General features: G+C 35.3%; 19 protein-coding genes and 1 pseudogene. 2 read left to right on the top strand and 18 right to left on the bottom strand.

What is annotated here, in order from left to right; all coding sequences use genetic code 11:
- Positions 1 to 109: 109 nt before the first annotated feature.
- The gene (gene nspC / locus ACIQ4I_RS12810) at positions 110 to 1,237 is read right to left on the bottom strand and encodes a carboxynorspermidine decarboxylase (RefSeq protein ID WP_403096406.1); all 1,128 of its coding nucleotides are present in this window, start codon (positions 1,235 to 1,237) and stop codon (positions 110 to 112) included.
- A gap of 1 nt (position 1,238) precedes the next feature.
- Positions 1,239 to 2,438: a saccharopine dehydrogenase family protein gene (locus ACIQ4I_RS12805; protein ID WP_403096404.1), complete on the bottom strand. Its 1,200-nt coding sequence runs from the start codon at positions 2,436 to 2,438 to the stop codon at positions 1,239 to 1,241.
- Between the two features lie 1,831 nt (positions 2,439 to 4,269).
- Here ACIQ4I_RS12805 and ACIQ4I_RS12800 point away from each other — a divergent pair.
- Entirely contained in the window at positions 4,270 to 4,794 is a 525-nt protein-coding gene (locus tag ACIQ4I_RS12800; protein ID WP_403096403.1) for a dihydrofolate reductase family protein, read from the top strand.
- Between the two features lie 1,079 nt (positions 4,795 to 5,873).
- Here the strand turns inward: ACIQ4I_RS12800 and ACIQ4I_RS12795 are convergent.
- Positions 5,874 to 7,112, bottom strand: a complete 1,239-nt coding sequence (locus tag ACIQ4I_RS12795) for a D-serine ammonia-lyase (RefSeq protein ID WP_403096402.1) — start codon at positions 7,110 to 7,112, stop codon at positions 5,874 to 5,876.
- A 187-nt stretch (positions 7,113 to 7,299) separates the two neighbouring features.
- On the bottom strand, positions 7,300 to 7,644 hold the full coding sequence (locus ACIQ4I_RS12790) for a DoxX family protein (RefSeq protein ID WP_403096400.1): 345 nt from the start codon (positions 7,642 to 7,644) through the stop codon (positions 7,300 to 7,302).
- A 363-nt stretch (positions 7,645 to 8,007) separates the two neighbouring features.
- On the opposite strand from ACIQ4I_RS12790, the pseudogene ACIQ4I_RS12785 reads away from it, so the two are divergent.
- A pseudogene (locus ACIQ4I_RS12785) lies at positions 8,008 to 8,100 on the top strand (hypothetical protein); the annotation flags it as partial.
- Positions 8,101 to 8,364: 264 nt separating this feature from the next.
- Here the strand turns inward: ACIQ4I_RS12785 and ACIQ4I_RS12780 are convergent.
- The 14 genes from ACIQ4I_RS12780 to ACIQ4I_RS12715 all read right to left on the bottom strand — a co-directional run bounded on the left by ACIQ4I_RS12780 (position 8,365) and on the right by ACIQ4I_RS12715 (position 21,752).
- The gene (locus ACIQ4I_RS12780) at positions 8,365 to 9,603 is read right to left on the bottom strand and encodes a M20 family metallopeptidase (protein WP_403096398.1); all 1,239 of its coding nucleotides are present in this window, start codon (positions 9,601 to 9,603) and stop codon (positions 8,365 to 8,367) included.
- Between the two features lie 372 nt (positions 9,604 to 9,975).
- Positions 9,976 to 10,488, bottom strand: a complete 513-nt coding sequence (locus ACIQ4I_RS12775) for a GNAT family N-acetyltransferase (RefSeq protein ID WP_403096397.1) — start codon at positions 10,486 to 10,488, stop codon at positions 9,976 to 9,978.
- Between the two features lie 449 nt (positions 10,489 to 10,937).
- Positions 10,938 to 11,087: a YvrJ family protein gene (locus ACIQ4I_RS12770; protein WP_403096396.1), complete on the bottom strand. Its 150-nt coding sequence runs from the start codon at positions 11,085 to 11,087 to the stop codon at positions 10,938 to 10,940.
- Positions 11,084 to 11,365, bottom strand: a complete 282-nt coding sequence (locus tag ACIQ4I_RS12765) for a helix-turn-helix domain-containing protein (RefSeq protein WP_403096395.1) — start codon at positions 11,363 to 11,365, stop codon at positions 11,084 to 11,086. Before ACIQ4I_RS12765 ends, ACIQ4I_RS12770 begins: the two co-directional genes overlap by 4 nt.
- Before the next feature lie 24 nt (positions 11,366 to 11,389).
- Positions 11,390 to 11,983, bottom strand: a complete 594-nt coding sequence (locus ACIQ4I_RS12760; RefSeq protein WP_403096803.1) for a sigma-70 family RNA polymerase sigma factor — start codon at positions 11,981 to 11,983, stop codon at positions 11,390 to 11,392.
- Positions 11,984 to 12,356: 373 nt separating this feature from the next.
- Positions 12,357 to 13,826, bottom strand: coding sequence for a class I adenylate-forming enzyme family protein (locus ACIQ4I_RS12755; RefSeq protein ID WP_403096393.1), 1,470 nt, complete (start codon positions 13,824 to 13,826; stop codon positions 12,357 to 12,359).
- 11 nt (positions 13,827 to 13,837) lie between these two features.
- Positions 13,838 to 14,578, bottom strand: coding sequence for a 3-oxoacyl-ACP reductase FabG (gene fabG, locus ACIQ4I_RS12750; protein ID WP_403096392.1), 741 nt, complete (start codon positions 14,576 to 14,578; stop codon positions 13,838 to 13,840).
- A gap of 13 nt (positions 14,579 to 14,591) precedes the next feature.
- On the bottom strand, positions 14,592 to 15,488 hold the full coding sequence (phaZ, locus tag ACIQ4I_RS12745; RefSeq protein WP_403096391.1) for an intracellular short-chain-length polyhydroxyalkanoate depolymerase: 897 nt from the start codon (positions 15,486 to 15,488) through the stop codon (positions 14,592 to 14,594).
- Positions 15,485 to 16,510, bottom strand: coding sequence for a 3-oxoacyl-ACP synthase (locus ACIQ4I_RS12740; RefSeq protein ID WP_403096390.1), 1,026 nt, complete (start codon positions 16,508 to 16,510; stop codon positions 15,485 to 15,487). The genes phaZ and ACIQ4I_RS12740 overlap by 4 nt, the downstream gene beginning before the upstream one ends.
- On the bottom strand, positions 16,507 to 17,538 hold the full coding sequence (locus tag ACIQ4I_RS12735; protein WP_403096389.1) for a branched-chain amino acid ABC transporter permease: 1,032 nt from the start codon (positions 17,536 to 17,538) through the stop codon (positions 16,507 to 16,509). The genes ACIQ4I_RS12740 and ACIQ4I_RS12735 overlap by 4 nt, the downstream gene beginning before the upstream one ends.
- Before the next feature lie 3 nt (positions 17,539 to 17,541).
- On the bottom strand, positions 17,542 to 18,408 hold the full coding sequence (locus tag ACIQ4I_RS12730) for a branched-chain amino acid ABC transporter permease (RefSeq protein ID WP_403096388.1): 867 nt from the start codon (positions 18,406 to 18,408) through the stop codon (positions 17,542 to 17,544).
- Positions 18,409 to 18,420: 12 nt separating this feature from the next.
- Positions 18,421 to 19,128: an ABC transporter ATP-binding protein gene (locus tag ACIQ4I_RS12725; RefSeq protein ID WP_403096387.1), complete on the bottom strand. Its 708-nt coding sequence runs from the start codon at positions 19,126 to 19,128 to the stop codon at positions 18,421 to 18,423.
- Positions 19,106 to 19,885 (bottom strand): ABC transporter ATP-binding protein, encoded by a 780-nt coding sequence (locus ACIQ4I_RS12720; protein WP_403096386.1) that lies wholly within the window; start codon positions 19,883 to 19,885, stop codon positions 19,106 to 19,108. Before ACIQ4I_RS12720 ends, ACIQ4I_RS12725 begins: the two co-directional genes overlap by 23 nt.
- A gap of 646 nt (positions 19,886 to 20,531) precedes the next feature.
- A complete protein-coding gene (locus tag ACIQ4I_RS12715; RefSeq protein WP_403096385.1) occupies positions 20,532 to 21,752 on the bottom strand; it encodes a substrate-binding domain-containing protein in 1,221 nt (406 codons plus the stop codon).
- Between the last annotated feature and the right edge of the window lie 48 nt (positions 21,753 to 21,800).

Below are 21,800 nucleotides of genomic sequence, written 5' to 3'. Positions count from 1 at the left end.
AAATCTATATTTTTCACTTACACTTTTTAAAACATGGTTATTACTTATCTACATATGATGTAAAAAAGAGTTAACGAAAAATAATTTTCGTTAACTCTTTTATTAGTTCTTATGAAAGTCTACCCTTGAAATCTTCATAATTAAATTGATGAAGAATACGACAATCTCCATTTTTATCTTTAATCATAAGATTCGGTAGCGCCATTCCGTTGAACGTATTTGTTTTTACCATTGTATAAATCGCCATGTCACCAAATACGAGACGGTCGCCATTTTTCAACGGTTGATCAAAGGAATAATCTCCAATGATATCGCCTGTTAGACAAGTTGGACCACCAAGACGATACGTATATGGTTTTTCCCCTTTTTCTCCTGAACCGAATAGAGGTGGACGATAAGGCATCTCTAACACATCTGGCATATGACAGCATGCGGAAGTATCTACAATTGCAATATCGATACCATTTTTTAGTGTATCAAGTACTGAAGTTACTAGGACACCAGCATTCAATGCAATTGCTTCGCCAGGTTCTAGATAAACTTCTACATCATATTTTTTCTGGATTCTTGTAATACATTCTTCCAGTAAAGAGATATCGTAATCTTCCCTTGTAATATGATGACCACCGCCAAAGTTAATCCATTCCATTTGAGAAAGCCATGATCCGAACTTTTCTTCAATTGCGTCAAGCGTCGTTGCTAAATCATCGGAATTTTGCTCACAAAGTGTATGGAAATGAAATCCTGAAACACCTTCCAGTAATTCAGGACGGAATTGACTTAAATTCACTCCAAATCGAGAACCAATTGCACATGGATCATAAATTTCATGTCCTTCTTGTGTTGAGCATTCTGGATTGATACGTAAACCTATACTTTTCCCAGCACTTAACACTTTATCGCGATACTTTTCGACCTGTGAAAAGGAATTGAAAACGATATGATCACATAATTCGATAATCTCGTCGATTTCATCTTCACGATAAGCTGGTGAAAAGACATGATTTTCTTTACCCATTTCTTCATATCCAAGCTTTGCTTCGTATAAACCACTACCGGCAGTACCACTCAAGTACTCACCAATCATTGGATACATTTCATACATTGAAAATGCTTTTTGAGCGAGTAGAATCTTGCATCCTGTTCGATCCATAACACCTTTTAGAATTTGGAGATTCTTCTCAAGTAATGATTCATCTACTACAAAACTTGGAGTTGGGATTTCACTAAACTTCATCTTAGTCTACTAACTCCGGATCGAAGCTTTCTTTCCAAGGAAGTCCCCATTTGTTTAAGGCATCCATAAATGGATCTGGATCGAATTCTTCAATGTTGTAAACGCCTTTTTTATCCCATGTTCCTGTCATTAACATCATAGCACCGATCATAGCAGGTACACCTGTTGTGTAAGAAACGGCTTGTGAGCCAACCTCTTTATAGCATTCCTCATGGTCACATACATTGTAAACATAATAAGTTTTATCTTTTCCATCTTTTTTACCACGGAAGATACAACCAATGTTTGTTTTACCTTTTGTGCGTGGACCAAGTGAAGCAGGATCAGGTAGTACAGCTTTTAAGAATTGAAGTGGAATAATTTGTTTACCATCAAATTCAATTGGTTCAATAGAAGTCATACCAACATTTTCAAGGCATTTTAAGTGAGTTAGGTAGCTTTCACCAAATGTCATGAAGAAACGAATTCGTTTAATTCCAGGAATATTTAAAGCAAGAGATTCGATTTCTTCATGGTGTAATAAGTACATTTCTTTTTCGCCAACTTCTGGGAAGTTATACTGACGTTTGATTTCCATTGGTTCAGTTTCTACCCATTCACCATTTTCCCAATAGCTACCATTTGCTGAAACTTCGCGAATATTGATTTCTGGGTTGAAGTTTGTAGCGAATGGATATCCATGGTCACCTGCGTTACAGTCAAGAATATCAATGTATTCAATTTCATCAAATTCATGTTTAAGAGCATAAGCAGAAAATACACTTGTTACGCCTGGGTCAAAACCGCTACCTAAAAGTGCTGTAATACCAGCTTCTTCAAATTTTTCACGGTAAGCCCATTGCCAGCTATATTCAAATTTTGCAGTATCTTCTGGTTCATAGTTTGCAGTATCTAAATAGTTTGTTTTTGTAGCTAGACAAGCATCCATGATTGTTAAATCTTGATATGGTAGTGCCAAGTTCATTACGATATCTGGTTTTACTTCTTCAATTAACGCGATCAATTCATCTACGTTATCTGCATCAACTTGAGCAGTCGTAATTTTAGTACCTTGTCCATCTAACTTTTCTTTTAACGCATCACATTTTGATTTTGTACGGCTTGCAATACAAATCTCTTCGAATACTTCACTGTTTTGAACAGCTTTGTGAATGGCAACAGAAGCCACTCCTCCACAACCAATAATAAGTGCTTTTCCCATCATTATCGCTCCTAACAATATATATTTTACAAAGCATTTCTTGGTATCTACTCAGCAATCAAAGTTGCTACAGATTAATTCTTTCCAAGAAAACATTCATTGACACAACAATAAACAAATCAATGCGGATTCTCACGTTAACTCCACGAGGTAAATTCTGTCATTTCAGTTCTTTACCGAGATTAACGGGCGTTTTTCGCTTTCCAATAAAAAAAGCAAGTGCATAACGCATATCGCGCATCACTTGCTTTTGATATAAAGACAAATAGAAAGAAAATGTACAAGTATTATTACATATGTATCCTTTAACCATAAACTATCATGATTTTACGGCTGAAAGCTCTTTACTATTCAAATATATCATTTTAGGATCAGAGTCTATATAGCAAACAATTACTTTTACCACTCTTATTGACCGTTTCACAAGTTGATGTGCGCTTGCACTGGTTGTAAAGTAACCAACTTATAAAATTTGAGCTTCTAACTCAATCAATAAGGCAACGAAAAAGTTGCCAATCGGCATTTGACCCGGCACACCGTTGCCTTAACTCTCCAAAAGGAAAATGGTCAAAATCATCTGCTTGGAAAACCCCGATAGTTTGTATATCAGCTTTCCAAAATTCATAACTCAATCATAATATCAACTAATAACCAAATTATCAATAGGGAAAATTGAAATTAATTCGATATTCGAATATTGAAAATAGACCTTGTACTTTTCTTTTTACAATTGTTCCATTTTTTTGATTAAACTAAACACTTATAATAACAACCATTTTCTATAAAATAGTTAGCCATTTCTCGAAAAATCAAGAAATGGCTAACTGATTTAAAGTAGTATTCATTTTTTAGTGTCCTATTTGAAAAAATTAGGAATTCCTATGTTTAGTTCTGGCAGACACTAACTATTAATATTTTTTGAAAATTCAACGAACCTTTAATGCTACCGCTAATAATTACTGCATCTTATTTTTTTCATGCACTAATAAAATACAACTAGATATTGAGGAAGCTAAAAACACAATAGCACCAGTTATTGATCTAGCTAAAATATAATCAGATACATATGATGCAAACACCAAATAATAAAACACATACACAAAAGAAATTAACGATATTATATAAAATATGAATTTAATCATAATAAGCTCATTTTTTCTCACTATATCTATTCCTTTCAATGATATTTTTTTCATTCTACAGAATTATGTTTTATAGCTCCTATTTCAATATGACAAAATTTCTTCGAGATCAATTTACCTTTACAATATCCAAAACGCTTAAACAAATCCTCTACACAAATTTTAAGTTTATGTCTCCCTTTTTTTTAAAATCTCTTGATTTATATCCTTTATCTGGACCAGTAATAGAAACTTTAGTAGTAAAAGATTGTACTTACAACTAGCAGGTGCGTTTATTCATTAAATTTAAAGAACTTTATTATCATTTTTTATAGGTAATTGAGTCCATTTCATAAGTATTTTAGAACATTGTTTATGAAGCGGAAGATGGCGGCTCCTCGAAAATGCATTCGCATTTTCTTCGTGCGGTGCGAATTCAAGGAAGCTCATTCAATGTCCTGCGGGAAAGCGAGACAGGTGAGACCCCGCAGTGAAGCACGGTACGAGCTTCCGAGGAGGCTCAACGATTGCTTAGCACGAAAGCGCCATCTGGAGCGGTATACTAAGTAAAATACTAGAAATGGAATGTTATCCGAATTTTCGAATTATTAATTTAGGATGGGTGTTCGTCCTTTTTAAATAGTGACAAATTTGTACTAATTAATTGGTATACTAATTTTATCATCTAAAACAAAGGAATGAAGATTTATATGAAAAAACATCGTAACATTATTTTATACATTGGTACTTCAATTGATGGCTATATTGCAAATGATGATGGTACATTAGAATGGTTAGAATCAACAGAAGTAGAAGGAGATTCTGGCTACCATTCACTCCTAGACAGAATTGACACTGTTGTTATGGGAAAAGGAACCTATGATGTCATTCGTGGATTTGATATGAACTATCCATATAGTGATTATAAAAATTATGTATTTTCTAAATCTGTTAGTGGATCAGATGAATATGCTTCATTTATTAATGAAGATGTCAAAACTTTCATTAGAAATATAAAACTAAAGCCTGGTAAAGATATTTGGTTAATTGGTGGAGGAAATCTAGCTCGTGAATTTTTTAAAGAAAATTTAATTGATGAATTCCAACTAGCCATTGCACCTATTATTTTAGGGAAAGGAATCTCCCTTTATACCGGAGATGATATTACCCAAAAATACACATTAACGAAAGTAGAAAAATTAGGTCAACTTGCTATGCTTCATTATATCAAGTGAAACTTCCATCAGTTATCAGTGGGGGGTTTTTCATACCCCACTGATGGTTAGTTGAACCAATCGGGCGTTTACGGGCAGTTTATCCCCCACCTATCTTCTTTGCCTCTCTCTCAATCTTAAGGTGGGTCTTACTGCCCGTTATTAAGGGATAAAAAAATAATTTTCATCATCTTTCCCTTTTTCAGTAGGGCATGTTCTCATACTTCATAAAATGCAAAAACTCCATTTTGATCAATCTTTTTTCAAAATAATGTCTTTGTATTTGCTGTTAAATAAAGGTTGAATGGAACTTTTTAATCAACCTTTATTATAAAGCCACACCATAAGTCGTTTCAGCAGACTTCAAGAAAGCTCATTTTAACCCAGAAAACTTCTACCCTCGCTCTTTTTATACTTTAGTAATGATAAATAATTAAAAAAAGCCATTCCTTCAGTCTTTGGACGAAAGGAATGGCTTTAATCTATTCTGGCTAGCAATCACAATTTAATATATGAACGCTAGCAGTATGTGATAACCATTGTGCTGTAGACACTATGATCCCAATATTCTAATATTGAAGACTTTATGGTAAATAACGAAATATAAGGCAGGGAGCGTAATCAACATTAGCATTGAATACTGTATTGGTAAGCTAGTATTAATCAGATTACCTAATATAATAAATATAAGCGTAGCCATTAAAAATTTTATCATTTTCATAACTTCCTTTTCAGTAGTATTATATTTTTTCATTCAACGAAACTTTTAGTATTACAAAACGAGAATAATGCACTTTTTCCTCATTACTTAAGTAAACTAATGGCACATTCTTTTAAATTAAAAATAGAAAAAAACACGTATTATTAGTCTTATTTTACACTTATATGTCCGTTTTGTGAACAATATGTGTAGATTTTTTTCGAAATTCGAATATTAGTCCTTATTTCCGACTTTGATGTAACATTTTTTTGACACTTCGTTTCCTTGTTCAATAATTTGTAACAAATTAAAAGAGCTCCTTTTTGAGGAGCCCTTTTAATAAATACTAATTTCCTAAGAAATTAGAAGCTTAAATTTAATTAAATTATCCGAATGAATATCAGAAACCTAAAATATATTTTTCCTGTTCCTCTTTTGGCACCATACTTCCTCCAGTTGCCCAAACAATATGTGTAGCATTCGGATTTTGAGCCGCTTCAGGTAATTGTTTTAATCCGATAAATCCTGCAGTTGCGGATGGCTCAACGATAATTTGTTCAGCCTTATATAATTCACGAACATAATGAGATAATTGTTCATCTGAAATCGTCATTAGGCCATCTAATAGCGGCTCCAACTGTTTTCCTACGAATGAGGATGGGCGACCAACTGCTAATCCGTCAGCAATCGTTCGATTGGATAATCCGATATCCTTAACAGCAATTTGATCATGTAGTCCTGTTGCCATTCCTAAGAGCATGCAAGGTGATTCCGTTGGTTCAGCAAAATAACAATGTACGTATTCGCCAAAGCTTTCCTTCAGACCATAGGTAACCCCACCTGGTCCACCACCAACTCCACATGGAATATATACATAAAGAGGGTGATTGGCATCCACCATAATCCCTTCTGTTTTAAGTTGATGCTTCAATCTTCTCCCTGCAACTGCATAACCACCGAATAGTTGCTTTGAATTTTCGTCATCAATAAAATAACTGTTCGGATCTGCAAGCGCCTCTGCTCGTCCTCTGTCAACAGCTAAGCTAAAATCTCCACTATGTTCAACAACTGTTACACCCATTTCCCTCAATAGCTGCTTCTTCCACTCTTTTGCATCATGCGACATATGCACCGTGACCTTAAACCCAAGCGTTGCACTCATAATCCCGATACTTAATCCTAAATTACCTGTGGAGCCTACCACAATTGTATAGTTACTCAACAATTCTTTAACTCGCTCCGTCGTAAAAATAGCATAATCATCATCTTTTTCTACAAGCTGGTGCTCCATTGCAATTTTCTCCGCAGCATAAAGCACTTCATGAATCCCTCCACGTGCCTTAATAGAGCCGCTAATTGGTAAAGCATCATCTCTTTTTAAGTAGAGTTTTCCGGCTACCCCTAGCTTCTCCTGCATTTGCGGAATGTACTGTAATGGAGATTCAATTCTTCCATTATGTATTTTCGTTTCTGGAAAGACCTTCTGAAAATACGGTGCAAAACGATTTAACCTCTCTTCTGCATCATCGATGAGCTGTGAGTCAATTTGATAATTAGTTGATTTCTTCGGATTTTGCCAAATTATCGATTGTCTAGTTTGTAGTCTTTCAATTAGTTCTTTAAAAGGTGATAAATCCATTCCCATCCCCTGCTTCCTATTAGAGTTATTTTCATTCTACTCTAAGAGAAAATACAAAAAAAATCCAGCACTTCTTCTAGATTATGAAGAAATGCTGGATTTATTTAGAATAGCTTTAATCACTTCTCATCTTTCTTTTTAATAGTTATTTGATCATGAATGCATCAAAAAAGGACATACAATCATTCTAAAATGAGATACTTGCCAAAACTAGCCCCAACAATCCTAATATTGCAATCGGTGCAAAAGCTTTTCCTGAATCGTTTACACGCATATGAGAAATGACGCCACCAATTCCCACTGCAGTAATCAATACGGCACCCCAAAAAACATATTCTTGATACCAATAACCTACTATTAAAAAGGCAACTGCTACAGTTTCCACTAATCCAGTAATAACTCTAAACCATTGTGGTAATTTCAAATGAGTGAATGTGTTCTTATGGCTTGTTGTACCGAAAATTTTACCAATACCTGCAAATACAAAGACTAAAGCTAAAAACCCCTGTAAAATCCATATGAAAATATCCATCATTTTCACCTCCCTACTTGTTATTCACAATCGTTATTTCACCAATTAAGGCAACTTCATCTGTAAGTGAACTACCATCATTTCTGTTGATTTTGCTACCTATCTACAGCATATTCACTCTCTATAAAAGCGGTTACTTTAAAGCCTTTACAAGTGTTTTTGTGCAGTTATAGGGGAAATAAAATGACATAAAAAAACTACCTAATATTCAAACACTAGATAGTTTTTTAATTTATTCTGTTAGCAGGGCAACTGTATAGATAACGCAGGAATAGAGAATTTTTTTAGATTAGTAAGTGGTCTATGCTCCCTTATCTACAGGAATTTGATAGTATAGCTCATTTCTAACGATATCTTGCGGACTATACACACTCTTACAATCACAAACGAATGGAGGCTAAATTAAAAGACCTAAGTCTGGTAGAATACCGAGCTCAGGTCTTTGAAGCTGAATAGATTATTTGTCTAAGGGTTATTCAATATCATCTAGTACACTTTGCATCCTCAGTAACTCCAAACAGGATTGCAACAAAGAATTGGTGAATTTGGAGAGCATTATTTGGCATCATTTTTCCATGATGAAGTAATAATCCGAACTCCATGTAAACAGTTCTTTTCTATTTCAAGGTCTGGACCAATTTCTTGTAATACTTCCAATACTCTTAGTTACTCAACCATCACTTCAATTCCAATACCATCTCCTGGTTTAATGGCTATTTTTTATTTTTCATTGCCGACACCTTCACTATTTAAAAAGTGTAATGCTGCTTCTCTATAAATTGCTGTCGTAACAGCCAGCTCTTCAATATCTACATACTCATTTATTTGATGTGGAATATCTCTGTCTCCTGCTCCTATCGTAACAATTGGAACCCCATGCATATAAAGGAATGTCCCATCCGTAGCTCCAGGTACACCATTATACATGGGTTCTGAACCTGTTACATTTCTGACAGCTTCATAAATTGCTTGGACAACAGAGTCTTCTTTTGAAGTGCTGGTTGCAGGACGATTATCCAAAACCGTTAATTTCACTTTAAAATCCGGATCATCATTCTTTAGTTTTTCGATAATCGTATTGATTTTGCCAAGCAATTCATCATGATCTTGAGCAGGTAGAGTTCGAATATCGAGTGTCATCATACAATGATCGGGTATGACATTAATTTGCGCTTCACCTTTAACAGGAGCTTTTAGAATAGTTGGTGTAATAGAAGGCCATTTCAATAATGGATCTTCCCCTAATCTTTGGTGCTCTTCTTTCTCTAGTTTTTCCAGTTCCACAATCAGTCTAGCCATTCTCCAGTTTGGATTAATCCCGCTCCAAGACATTGCCCCATGAGCCATCTTGCCGAAGACATCGACTTGAAGACGAATCGCACCACGCTGTGCTATACAAACATTATTTTCTGTAGGTTCACATATAATGGCACCATCTACGCCATCCGCCCATCCTTGTTTGATAAAATGCTTAATACCAAGCATTAAACCCTCTTCATCAACAGGAATGCAGAGAATTATTTTTCCATTAAATACTTCTTTATCTAGTAGCAGCGATTGTACAGCCGTAATCATGCATGCTAAATTACCTTTTGTATCATTTGTGCCTCTACCATACATTCGTCCATCAACAATTTCTGCGCTAAAAGGATCATATGTCCATGCCTCTCTATTTCCTTCCGTTACGACATCTGTATGACCTTCAAAAAGGAGAGTTTTCCCTGGTTTACCTGAGTCAATAACCCCAATCACGTTTGGTCTTCCTGGTACCACTTCTTCCACGTATATTTCGATACCGATATTTTCTAAATACGCTGCAACAAACATCGCAACTTTTGTTTCGTTGCCTTCCGGATCATTCTCTCTGTAAACACTAGGAATTTGCACAAGTTTTTTCGTCAAATTAATAACTGCCTTTTTATCTCTTAAATACGTTTCGTTAATTGCTTGAATTTCCATGCGCTTCTCTCCCTTATTAATAATTAATAAAAATTGTAGAATTCAGAAAATTCTATACGTAAATTATATTTTAAAAATACTCTCATTTAAGTAGACACTATGTTAATACTTCACCGTAAAAAATTAACATAGTGTATATAAGTTTTAAGTTTAATACTCCTTTGTACACCCTTCTGCTTTGATATTGTTTAATCAAGCTTTGAATAGAAAAACCAGCATTTCTTCACATATACATGAAAAGACGCTGGTTTATATTAAGCATTTATATAATTTATATCATCTGGCACATTCTAATTCCCTAAAAAACTCATCATACCACCAGAAAGGAACGTACCATTCGAGGTGGTTTTACTTGTGTATTCTTCTAAAAACTCATTCCCACTCCTCTTCTAATACAGAGTAATAATACTCATCCCACCATTCAGTTCCATTTGGGATACATTTTTTGAAATAACCTTCTCTTCTCATTCCAATTTTCTCCATTACTCGATAGGAAGGTATATTTTGAGGTTGACACGTAGCAATAATCCTATGTATTTTCATCTTTGTAAAACCATAATCTACTATAGCTTTTGCAGCTTCTGAAGCGTATCCTTTATTATAATATTTCGGATTAAACACCCAGCCAATCTCATATGTATGCTCACCAAAACACTTAAAAAATGTAATGTGACCAATGACAATTTTCTCATCCTTCAATTCCACAGCGAACTTCTCAGGATTTTCACCACTATTTTCATTAACAAAATTCTTAGCATTGTCTTTCGTAAAAACACCTTCTGGTATATATTTCATCACATGACTAATAGATGTGTATTCATAGACATCTTGCCAGTCTTCTAATTTTAATTTACGTATCACTAGCCTTTTTGTTTTTATATTCATTTCATTCTCTCCTATCTAAAATATTCATCCATTTATCTTTATTTCAATAGTAAAGATATAAAAACCTCTAAAAATCTTATCTTTAATTCTACTTTCCCTGACCTTCCCTAGTGAAATAAACCATGTATGTCTTACACTGCAACAAATTATACGAACAGAGCCTTATTAACTCTTAACTTGTTTTCAGCCACATGCATAAACAGTTAACCAGATTAAATTTATATCAATTAAATTCACTATAAACACCATTGTATAATCTGAACAATCATTTAAATAAGAGATTCAATCATAAATCATGATCATAAATGACTGCATACTTAACATACGGTAAATCCAGCATTTCCCCACCTATAATCTAGAAAAATACTGGATTCCCTTGAGCATAATTTTATTCGATGCGATTGATTGTCCAATCTAACAATAAAGAAAATTCTGTAAATTATAATCATTTATCTTTTATGATTTTTCAAATTCATGATTACATCTTCCAATTTCTCGAATTTCTTTTCAAAACGGAGAAATAGATATACAGTAATAGCTATTGGAAATCCGAAATTACCAAGTAAGCTTACCCAAAGTGGAAATTCTGTAGGAGTCATTTTCTCACCTCGTTTCTATTAAGTGATTGCTTACATCCATTAATTCGATCATTTTCTTTTTCGTAAAATCCCCAAAATCCATCGATTTCTTCTATATCATACATTTTTATGATATTAACTAATTTGAGTTGGAGTTCTTGTTCTAGATCATCTCTGTTTTGAAAACTAGTTTGTTGTAGGGTTTTTTTTATCTTGGGTTTGAAAGCCTTTAATACCTTTTCAACTGCTTCAGTGTCATGTTTTGAATCAATTGCCAACTGATATAAAGTTTCAACCATTAAAATCCCCCCTTCAAAATCGAATTATAAAATACAATTTTCCGAAGATAAGTTAAGATCTCTTCTAATTTTCTTTATTGCTTTATTGCGGGACTTTGACACGGCTTGCTGTGACTTTTTCAAATAACTTCCAACTTCTGAGTCTGTCCATCCTTTTATATAAACAAGGTAAAGGATATTTCTTTGGTTGGATGTTAAGCTCTGCAATGCCTTATAAATATTAGGATCCGTTATATAATCTAGTATGTTATCGGATTTTAATTCAAAATCTTCGTGATAGATTGCAAAGTCTTTGAGAGATATTTCTGAATCTTCTTTTACTGGTTTATCTAGTGTTAAAGGAAAACGGTAATTCACTTTACTAATTTTTTTATCCAAATTTATTGCATGAAAGTAAAGTGTCGAAGAAATATATGCCGTAAATCGAATATTAAAATAAAACCCTCGAAACGCTTGATCTAACAGTTCTTTATTTTGAAAAGTTGGATGACAAATGGACTGTTTCAACAATTGATAATTCGCTTTTTCGGATATAAAATCTTTAATAACTGGATTATTTAGAAACTTTTCATTATCTTGCATGAATTCGCGGAATTTACAACACTCTTTTTCATTCACCAACTTTAATCCCCCCTTTATAACGTAGTTGAGTAATTTTGATTAAATGAATATATTTTCCTAATATCATAAAACTGATATGTTGATACTGTTTAATCCTTTTGTATTACATTAATAAATATTATTGGATTTTTATTAAATAAAAGAAGATTTTGGAATAAAAATAACAACCTTTAACAAATTATTCAAAACTTGTTTTAATAATATTTTAGTAGTTTTTTTCAAAAACATGCAACATTATTAAAAATATTTTTGTTTCAATTGTTTTAGGCTGTTTAAATTCCTACATAACTACTGCTTTTCTACTCGAAATCGCAGGTTCCATACCTCCTTTTCTAAACAAAAAAAAACGACCTGATTGTCTACAGGTCGCTCATTTATCAAATCTTTGCAATTTTTTTTTATCAATTTTCCCAACATGCGTTTTTGGTAGTTCTGATATGAAGTGTATACGTCGCGGAATTTTATACCCCCCAAGAAATTCTCTACATAGGACTTGAATTTCTTCGTCGTCATGAAATGCATCTTCAGCTACGATAAAGGCCGTAACAATTTCACCCAAATGGTGATCAGGAATTCCTATAACGGCCACCTCTTTTACTTTTGGATGTGTGATAATGCATTGTTCAACTTCTTGAGGATAGACATTTTCCCCACCCGAAATAATCATTTCTTTTACACGTCCTACAATAAAGAAATCTCCATCCTGATCCATCTTTGCTAAATCCCCAGTACGAAGCCATCCGTTGACAATGGTTTTAGCAGTTTCCGCAGAGTTATTCCAATATCCACTGAACATATGCTTTCCTTTAATATAAAGTTCCCCTACCTCATTACTTCTACATTCTAATCCACTTGAAGCTAGAATCTTTATGTGATTGAATTGCATACATTTACCGACGGATCCTAGTTTTTTTGCTGCTTCTTCCGGTTGTATGACGAAATTATTTGGTCCAGCTTCTGTTAATCCATAGCCCTCTTTAAATCGCAATCCCCTTCTTAAGAACGCTTCATGTACCGTGACTGGGCATGGGGCACCGCCTGATATAAAAACTTTTATTGTTGGAAAAGTTGAATTTCTGAATTCATCTGTTTCAATCATCATTTGATACATTGTAGGGACAAATAAGGATATGGTTGTCTGATAATCATTAAGAGCTTGAATCGCTTCATGAGGATTAAACTTTCTTCCAATGACAACAGTTCCTCCAGCCATAAGGATTGGAATAGATAAGGCATTAAGCCCCCCAGTATGAAATAATGGCATATAGTTCAATGTACAATCATCACTTCCAAGATCCCAACTCACGATTGTATTAAAGGCATTCCAATTTACCGAATCGTAGGATAATACAACTCCCTTGGGCTTGCCAGTGGTTCCCCCTGTGTAGATCAACAACCATGCATCATTAGAATTCCAGTCATTTTTCGGTAAATCTTCATCGTCAACTTGAAGATTTGGTGTAATTGAATATGATTTTATTTGCGGATTGTTCGTTGCAAGCGTAACAAATTGATGTTCATATAATAGTAGTGAGGGTGTACAATCTTGCAAAATATAGTTAAGTTCTGGCTGACTTAATCGCCAGTTTAAGGGGACATAAATATAGCCCCCTATTCCACAAGCAAAAAGAATAGCAAATAGATCAATCCTATTTTCAGCAATGACTGCAACTCGATCGCCCTTTTGTAATCCATTGTTCCCCAAAAATTTTGCCCATTTTTTCACTTCATCTGCTAATTGTTGATAGGTCCAACTTCTAGCAGTTGCAAAATCGACCAATGATGTTTTATCGGGAGTGATGGAAGCTCTTTTTAATATCCATGATTGCTCAGTTTGCATGTTCTTCCCCCTTACATCATGATCCCACCATCTACATGTAATACATGACCAGTGATATAATTCGCTTCATCTGAAGCTAAAAATAGATAAGCATTCGCGATATCTTCTGGAACAGCTAATCGCTGAAGGGAGACAATAGATTCCATTTTCTCTAATATTTTTTCAGGCATTTTCTCTACCATCGGTGTTCTAGTAAAACCAGGTGCAACTGCATTGACATTGATTCCTTTTCTGCCAAGTTCTTTCGCCCAGGTTTTCGTCATCCCAACAATCGCAGCTTTTGTGGCAGCATAATTTGTTTGACCTACATTACCATAAACACCACTAACCGATGAAGTATTAATAATTTTCCCATAACCTTGTGCCACCATAGAAGGAATAACAGCTTGCGTACAATTAAATACGCCTTTTAAATTGACATCGATGACTTGATCAAATTGCTCTGACGTCATTTTCGATAGCATCGCATCATTGGTTATCCCTGCATTATTCACTAATATATCAATCTTGTTATATTGTTCGAGAACTTTTTTAACGACAGTGTTGACACTTCCCCGTTCTGCTACATTAATAGGATAAAAAGCTACATGGTAGTTTTCTTCAATTAGTTCTGCTTCAATTTTTTTACCAGCTTCGTTGTTAAAATCAGCAATGATGACAGTTGCACCTTCTTGCGCAAAAAGTTTAACGGCAGCTAATCCGATTCCACTCGCTCCTCCTGTAATAATAGCCACCTTATTTTCTAATCTCATCTCGATTCCCCCTTTATATAAATTGTTCAATTACTCCAAGTAATTGTGGTAGATCATCGATTAATGGTGAATGACCACAATTATTTAGTTTCACAACTTTAGCACGCCCTTCAAAATCTTCGATAATCTCTTTTGTCATACTTTCCGCTACAACATAATCACGTTCACCATAGAGAACAAGAGTAGGTATTTGAATTTTGTTCACTTCGTTTTGTCCACTGCTCACTTCGTTATGAATTGTACTAATATTAAATGTATTTAACACATGATAAACATCCGCAAGATTACGTTGTGTTAGCATGTCATCAATATACGCTTCATATTGCGCTTCACTAGGTTGGTTATGCGTATAAATAAGCGCATTCCATACAATTTTCAATCCCTCACGGTTCGCTGTATCATATAGATTTTGCACTGGTAATGTTTTAGCGGTATCATTTTCTACTTCTTCTAAAGTTAGGAGCCTTTTTGATAGATTTGGTGTACCATCTACATTTGAATCATAAAATGCGTATCCCCTTGTAGATGCTGATGCTAATAGGATGAGCTTTTGACATATACCGGGGTAATCTGCACAGAATTGCATAGCAACAGCACCTCCAGTAGACCAACCCATTAAAGTAAAATCTTTTAGACCTAATGCATCAACCCAAAGCTTTAAATCCTCACTAAAGTCACGGATATGTGATACCCGTTTATTATAGGAAGATTGCCCAAACCCTCTTAAATCGGGAGCTAGAATAGTAAATCTTTCATTCAATGCTTTCATCAATACATCCCAATGTTTTGAAGATGTCATATTACCATGGACTAGGATGAGAATTTCCTCGCCACCTGCTCTTTCACGATATGCAATTGTTTCTCCATTTGTTAACTGTACCTTCTTTAATACTTCTTGATGATTTGTCATACAATCTCCCCCTTTTGTTTTCCCCATTGAATTGTTACTGCTCCCCATGCATAACCAATTCCAGCACTAACAAGTGTCACTATGTCACCATTTTTTATCTTACCTGCTTCTAAAGCTAGCTCTAATGATAATATTTGATCAATTTGGCCAATATGCCCGTAATGTGAAAGATAAACTGATTGAGATTCTTTTAACCCTAGCGAATGGAGTACATAATCATGCGCTGATTTTTTCATATGCAGCATGGCAAGGTAGGATAATTTGGATTCATCATAGCCACTTTTCGTTAAAGATTGGCGAATTACCTTTAAAAAGTTACTTAATGATTTTTGTTCAAGGCGTGCTTTCATACCTTCAGGGTCCGTCACATCTAATCGATATGCACCTGATTGTAATAATTCTGGTGTTAACGGTTGCTTTGTTCCGCCAATAGGTACAACTACATCCTCAGAAAATGAGCCATCCGTGATTACATCGCTCTCAAGTACGATATTTTCTATCACTCCTTTTCGCAATATCATGGCTCCACCGCCAGCCCCTAAGTTATACATGAAACGTGTGCGGTCATTTGTATAATCTATGAAATCATGATTGCGATAACCACCTGCCAGTAAGATTGTATGAATTTGATCGTCTGCTAACATCAAGCTCTTAGCAACCTTCATTGCCATGATGGTCGTTCCGCATCGAAGCTGTATGTCAAATGCCCAAGCATTTGAAGCACCAATTTCTTCTTGAATTTTAATTGCTGCGGTCCATAATGGATATTCCTTATGCTCCTCGCCTATATAAATAATGACATCAATTTCTCTGGGAGATTGATTCGCTTTTTCTAATGCCTTTTTCGCAGCCCATATAGCCATTTGGACAGTGTGATCTTCTGGTCCTGCAATCGTCTTTTCAATAACTCCTAATTTTGTTTGCACAACATCGACTGGAACATTGGATTGTCGGCTAATCTCTTCTGCTGTCATTCGATAATTTGGTAAATAGATTCCTGTACTGACAATCCCTACATTCATTCGAATCGCTCCTTATCATTCGCCAATGGTACGGATGGTGGTTGCTGCTTGTGTTTCACTTTTTTTGTCTTCCAAATCAAATATTTCGAATAGATTGTACCTACAATACCTTTCGGGAAGAAAATCACAGCAAGGATATAAAGTAATCCGAAGAAAATAATCCAACGTTCAAAAATTGGATAATCTTTTGCAAGCCCTGATAAATAATGTTGAGCAATTTCAATCACGAAACTTCCGATGATTGGTCCAACTAGAGTACCAACGCCTCCAATGATGGTCATTAATAGTGCATCTAATGTAATATCCATTGACATCACGCTTGTATTGACGAAGCGAAGAGATATCGCATAAAGTGATCCTGATAAACTGGCAGTCACACCAGCTACTACTGAAGCAATTACTTTGTAGTTTAGTGTTTTAAAACCTAACGATCTAGTCCGTTGCTCATTTTCACGAACTGCGATCAACACTTTTCCTAAAGGAGAAGATACAAATCTTCGAAGTACAAGGAACACTACTACTAAACAAACTAAGACAAAGAAGTAGAAGAAAATGCGGTCTCTAAATGCATCTGGTGCTCTAAATGTAAAACCATCATTCCCTTTTGTGACAGTACGCCATTTTTCGGCTAGCACTAAAAACAATCCTGATATGGCCAATGTCAGCATAGCGAAGAAATGACTCTTTAAGCGAAGTGTCAGTAAACCTACCAGGAAACTAACAATCCCAGCAAAAAATACGCCTATTAGTATAGATATAAGGAAAATTGTCATTGTGTTGTCATATGTACTAAGCATAATTGCTGTAGTATAGGCACCGATTCCAAAAAACATTGCATGACCAAATGACACGATTCCGGTATAGCCAAGTAAAATATCATAACTCATCGCTAAAATACTGAAGATAAATACTTGGGTCATTAATATTGTTAATGTCCTAGAATCTGCAATATAAGGAAAGAGGATCAACGCTAAAAGAATTATCAAAAATATTATATTTTTAATAGAATAGAATTTTTCCAACTTCATTTGTTAACCCTCCTTCGCATTTGTGAATAAGCCTTGAGGTCGGAAGATTAATACAATCGCCATCAATATCATATTGACTGCAAGGGACAAATACGGTACATAGTACGCCATGAAACTACCTGCAAGCCCCACCAATATAGCTGCCATTAATGAACCAGAAAAGCTCCCCATGCCCCCTATTACCACTACGATAAATCCTAAAATCGCATATTCCATTCCCATTTCAGAATAAATAACCCCGGAGTATGGTGCCATTAGTACACCTCCTAAAGCTGCAAGAGCCGATCCTGTCATAAATACAAATAAAAAAACGCGTTTGATGTTAATCCCTAATACTTGCACCATTTCTTTATTCATCACACCAGCTCGCACAATTAACCCAATCTTTGTTCGCTTCAATATATATTGGAATATTCCAAAAATAATAAGCCCAATTAGGATAATAAAGATGCGATATTTAATTAAAATTACGTCGCCAATTTCCCAGCTTCCCGCTAAATAGGAAGGTACTTCTACTGGAATACCATTTGGTCCAAAAACCACTTTTATAAATTCGGATAGTACAAGCATAAATCCTAATGTGATTAAGATTTGTTGTACGTGGTTGCCATATACTGGTGTAATGATTAGCTTCTCAGTAATCCATCCGAATACAAGCCCTGTGACAATTGCGCCAAGTATACCCACGAAAAAACTCCCCGACCAAATGTAAGCGAAAATTCCTGCATAGGCACCCCAAACAAACAGTCCGCCATGTGCAAAATTAAGAACATCCATCAAACCAAAAATAAGTGTTAACCCAGCTGCGAGTAAAAAGATTAGCATTCCTGTCGCTAGACCGTTTATCAATAAATTAAAGAATAAATCCATACTCGGTTCCTCCTAACCAATTCCTAAGTATTTCCGCTTCAATTCCTCATCTCCAATCAAGTCATTCATTAACCCTGAATGAACGGTTTTGCCATCATCAATTAATGTATAGGTATCCCCAATACGACTAGCCATTATAAAATTCTGCTCAACAAGAATAATGGTTGTTTTCATTTTCATCTCCGTAATTGCCTCCATTACCTTTTCAATAACAATAGGCGCTAATCCTTTGGAGGGTTCATCGACTAACAAAAGCTTACTATCATTTACAAATGCTCTTGCCATTGCTAACATTTGCTTTTGACCACCTGACAAATGACCTCCCGCTTTTTTCCAAAACTTTTTCAAATCAGGGAACAATTCAAGTACATAAGCTTGTTTTGCATAGATTTCATCTGTTTCTTTCCGCATAGCAACTTTCATATTCTCTTCTACTGTTAATTCATTAAAAATCCCTTGATCTTCTGGCACATACCCAATCCCTAAATTCGCAATATCATATGGTTTTCGTTTTGTAATGTCTTGCCCGTCAAAAAGCACGTTTCCATGCGTGGCAGGTGTCAACCCCATAATAGTTTTTAACGTAGTCGTTTTACCCGCTCCGTTTCTGCCAAGCAATACAGATACTTCACCTTCTCTTGCTTCAAATTCAATTCCTTGCAAAATATGATACTGTCCTATATGTGTTTGCAACTGATTAAGTTTCAATAAGTTGTTCATTATAGAGTCCTCCTAAATAGGCTTCTTGAACGATTTCATTGTTCATTATTTCTGAAGGCGTACCATCCGCTAAAAGTTTTCCATTAAAGAGCACCATAATCGAATCTGATAAATCTAAAATCATATCCATCTTGTGTTCAATTAATAATATGGTTTTATCTCCTTTATCTTTAATTGAACGAATGACATCTAAGATTGCTGGAACTTCTTCTAAAGACATTCCTGCAGTTGGTTCATCTAGCAATAAAATTTCAGTATTTAGTGCTAACAACATCGCTATTTCTAGTTTTCGCTTTTCTCCATGAGAAAGTTGACTAGCGATTGCATTTACTTTATTACCAAGCAACACTTGATCTAGAATTTCGATAGCTTCATCGGTAATCGCCTTATATTGCATATAATGTTTGAAAAAATTGAATCGAATTTTTCCACGGGATTGAACAGCAAGTCGAACATTCTCAAATACAGTTAGATTAGGAAAGACATTGGTAATTTGAAAAGAACGACCAAGCCCTTTTCGCGTCCTTTCGATCGGCGAATCATTTGCTAAGGATTTTCCTCGTAAAAAGATTTCTCCTGATGTAGGCTTCAATTCTCCACTTAGAAGATTAAAAAAAGTTGTCTTTCCTGCTCCATTTGGTCCAATTATGGATTTAAAGTGTTTTGCTGGCATTTCGAAATTCACGCCATCAACTGCTAGATGGCCACCAAATTGAATGCTTAAATTTTCTGCTCGAATGATTGATTCCAATGTCATTCCTCCTTCGTCTTGCTCTCTTGAAATCTTCTTTATGTAAAAAGATTTGAAGAGAGCTAGACCTACGATTTGGTCTGTAGCTCTCAGTTATTTAACTTTAATTAAAGGAAAGTTTTAAACGACGTCCTATAGGGGTTGAACATGTTCCGCTATAGACGGCGCTTTCCACGGGCTTAGCTTCCTTTTTGGGTACTGAAAAACAGTTTAAATAGAAATATTCATAGTCTTTATCTGGTTTCTACATGATGTGGAATTAGCTTCGCTTTCCGCGGGCGAGCGCTGAGCCTCCTCGGAAGCCCGTACCGTGCTTCACTGCGGGGTCTCACCTGTCTCGCTTTCCCGCAGGAGTCTTCGCTAATTCCACATCAACCAGGATAGTTATACAAGATTTTCATTATAAATTCTCATCTTTTTTACTTTTTCAGTACCTTCACTAAGTCAAGCTTTTCCCGTAACACTTTGAAAGAACCTCCTGAATTAACCTCGCACCAAGGAAATAGAAATGCATTTTCGAGTAGTCGCCGTCTTTTGCTTCATAGACAAAATCCTAATGGTGTTTAGATAAAGAACAAAGGCTTAATCTAATATTATTTATTCGAGTTGTTTAGGGAAACTTTGAATAATGAAATCAATTCAAAGATTCATTTTATTTTTTATTGAGTATTGGTGGCGCAGTTTCTTCAGGTGTTAGTTCACGAATTAGTACAGGAACAGGGTAATCAACGCCTTTTTGATTTTCTAATTTAATGGAATACATTGGTTGTAATGCCTGATGATCTTCTTTTCGGAATGTCATTGTTCCTTTAGGAGTATCAAAAGACATACCTTCCATTAATGGTATTAGTTTATTACCATCCGCATCACCATCTGATTTCTTTAATGCTTCTACAATTGCTACAGCAGCTGAGAATCCACCTGGTGTAAACAAATCAGGTACTGTATTGTTAAATCTTTTTTTATGTTCTGCTACTAACCAATCATTCACTTTGTTATTTGGAAGTGTGTGATAATACACAGAGAATCCTTCCATTCCAACTAGTGGCTTCATCAATTGAAGTGCAGTTATATCTGGAGCACCTGTTGAAATTTTGATTCCTTTTTCAGTTAATTTAAGATCTGCGATTTGATTCCAAGGTGAATTTGCTCCAGCCCATACAACAAACAAATAATCAGGTTTTGCTTTGATAATTTTTTGTAGGTTAGAAGTAAAGTCCGTCGCAGCTGGGTCTGCATACTCTTCTAACACTACTTTTGCACCTAATTTTTCTGCAGCTGTTTTAAAAGCTTTAACACCATCCAATCCGAATGCGTAGTCAGGTGCAAATGTTGCTATTTTCGTTCCTTTTTTTGCAATCGCTGCTGCGGCTGCATATGCGTCTTGTGATGAATTACGTGCAGTACGGAAGATAAATGGATTAAACTCAGAACCCGTAATACTATCTGCTACTGCTGGCTCTACAATCATGATTTTCTCGTATTCTTCTGCTAACGGTAAGACTGCTAGAGTATCGCCAGAGCTAGAAGATCCAACTAAGAAGTCCACCTTGTCATCTTCTAGTAATTTTGTTGCTTTTTGTACAGCAACTTCAGGCTTCGTTTCCGTGTCTTCCCAAACCACTTCAATCTTCTTTCCAGCAACCTCCATTTTGCCATCTGTTGCATAATCAAGTCCAAGTTCAAAGCCTTGTTTTGTCTGTTTACCGTATGATTCCAACGCACCTGTTAAAGATGCCAATACACCAACTTTGATTGTTCCACCTTCTTTTTCTTTCTCATTAGAAGCAGAGCCATTGGATTTTTTTGCACTTCCACATGCAGCAAGTAATACCATTACCGCAACTACTAAAAAGAGCAACCATTTTTTCATTTACTTACCCCCCTTTTATTTTTAAAGCTCTTACACCTTGCTGTAGTT

The sequence above is a fragment of the Rummeliibacillus sp. NPDC094406 genome, assembly GCF_044763875.1.
Classification (GTDB): domain Bacteria; phylum Bacillota; class Bacilli; order Bacillales_A; family Planococcaceae; genus Rummeliibacillus.
The sequence above is the reverse complement of the archived record's forward strand: the minus strand, read 5'-3'. Positions and strand labels throughout refer to the sequence as shown.

Coding starts and splice junctions, on each gene's coding strand:
- nspC (WP_403096406.1), bottom strand. CDS start 1,237: ATGAAGTTTAGTGAAATCCCAACTCCAAGTTTTGTAGTAGATGAATCA.
- ACIQ4I_RS12805 (WP_403096404.1), bottom strand. CDS start 2,438: ATGGGAAAAGCACTTATTATTGGTTGTGGAGGAGTGGCTTCTGTTGCC.
- ACIQ4I_RS12800 (WP_403096403.1), top strand. CDS start 4,270: ATGAAAAAACATCGTAACATTATTTTATACATTGGTACTTCAATTGAT.
- ACIQ4I_RS12795 (WP_403096402.1), bottom strand. CDS start 7,112: ATGGATTTATCACCTTTTAAAGAACTAATTGAAAGACTACAAACTAGA.
- ACIQ4I_RS12790 (WP_403096400.1), bottom strand. CDS start 7,644: ATGGATATTTTCATATGGATTTTACAGGGGTTTTTAGCTTTAGTCTTT.
- ACIQ4I_RS12780 (WP_403096398.1), bottom strand. CDS start 9,603: ATGGAAATTCAAGCAATTAACGAAACGTATTTAAGAGATAAAAAGGCA.
- ACIQ4I_RS12775 (WP_403096397.1), bottom strand. CDS start 10,488: ATGAATATAAAAACAAAAAGGCTAGTGATACGTAAATTAAAATTAGAA.
- ACIQ4I_RS12770 (WP_403096396.1), bottom strand. CDS start 11,087: ATGACTCCTACAGAATTTCCACTTTGGGTAAGCTTACTTGGTAATTTC.
- ACIQ4I_RS12765 (WP_403096395.1), bottom strand. CDS start 11,365: ATGGTTGAAACTTTATATCAGTTGGCAATTGATTCAAAACATGACACT.
- ACIQ4I_RS12755 (WP_403096393.1), bottom strand. CDS start 13,826: ATGCAAACTGAGCAATCATGGATATTAAAAAGAGCTTCCATCACTCCC.
- fabG (WP_403096392.1), bottom strand. CDS start 14,578: ATGAGATTAGAAAATAAGGTGGCTATTATTACAGGAGGAGCGAGTGGA.
- phaZ (WP_403096391.1), bottom strand. CDS start 15,488: ATGACAAATCATCAAGAAGTATTAAAGAAGGTACAGTTAACAAATGGA.
- ACIQ4I_RS12740 (WP_403096390.1), bottom strand. CDS start 16,510: ATGAATGTAGGGATTGTCAGTACAGGAATCTATTTACCAAATTATCGA.
- ACIQ4I_RS12735 (WP_403096389.1), bottom strand. CDS start 17,538: ATGAAGTTGGAAAAATTCTATTCTATTAAAAATATAATATTTTTGATA.
- ACIQ4I_RS12730 (WP_403096388.1), bottom strand. CDS start 18,408: ATGGATTTATTCTTTAATTTATTGATAAACGGTCTAGCGACAGGAATG.
- ACIQ4I_RS12725 (WP_403096387.1), bottom strand. CDS start 19,128: ATGAACAACTTATTGAAACTTAATCAGTTGCAAACACATATAGGACAG.
- ACIQ4I_RS12720 (WP_403096386.1), bottom strand. CDS start 19,885: ATGACATTGGAATCAATCATTCGAGCAGAAAATTTAAGCATTCAATTT.
- ACIQ4I_RS12715 (WP_403096385.1), bottom strand. CDS start 21,752: ATGAAAAAATGGTTGCTCTTTTTAGTAGTTGCGGTAATGGTATTACTT.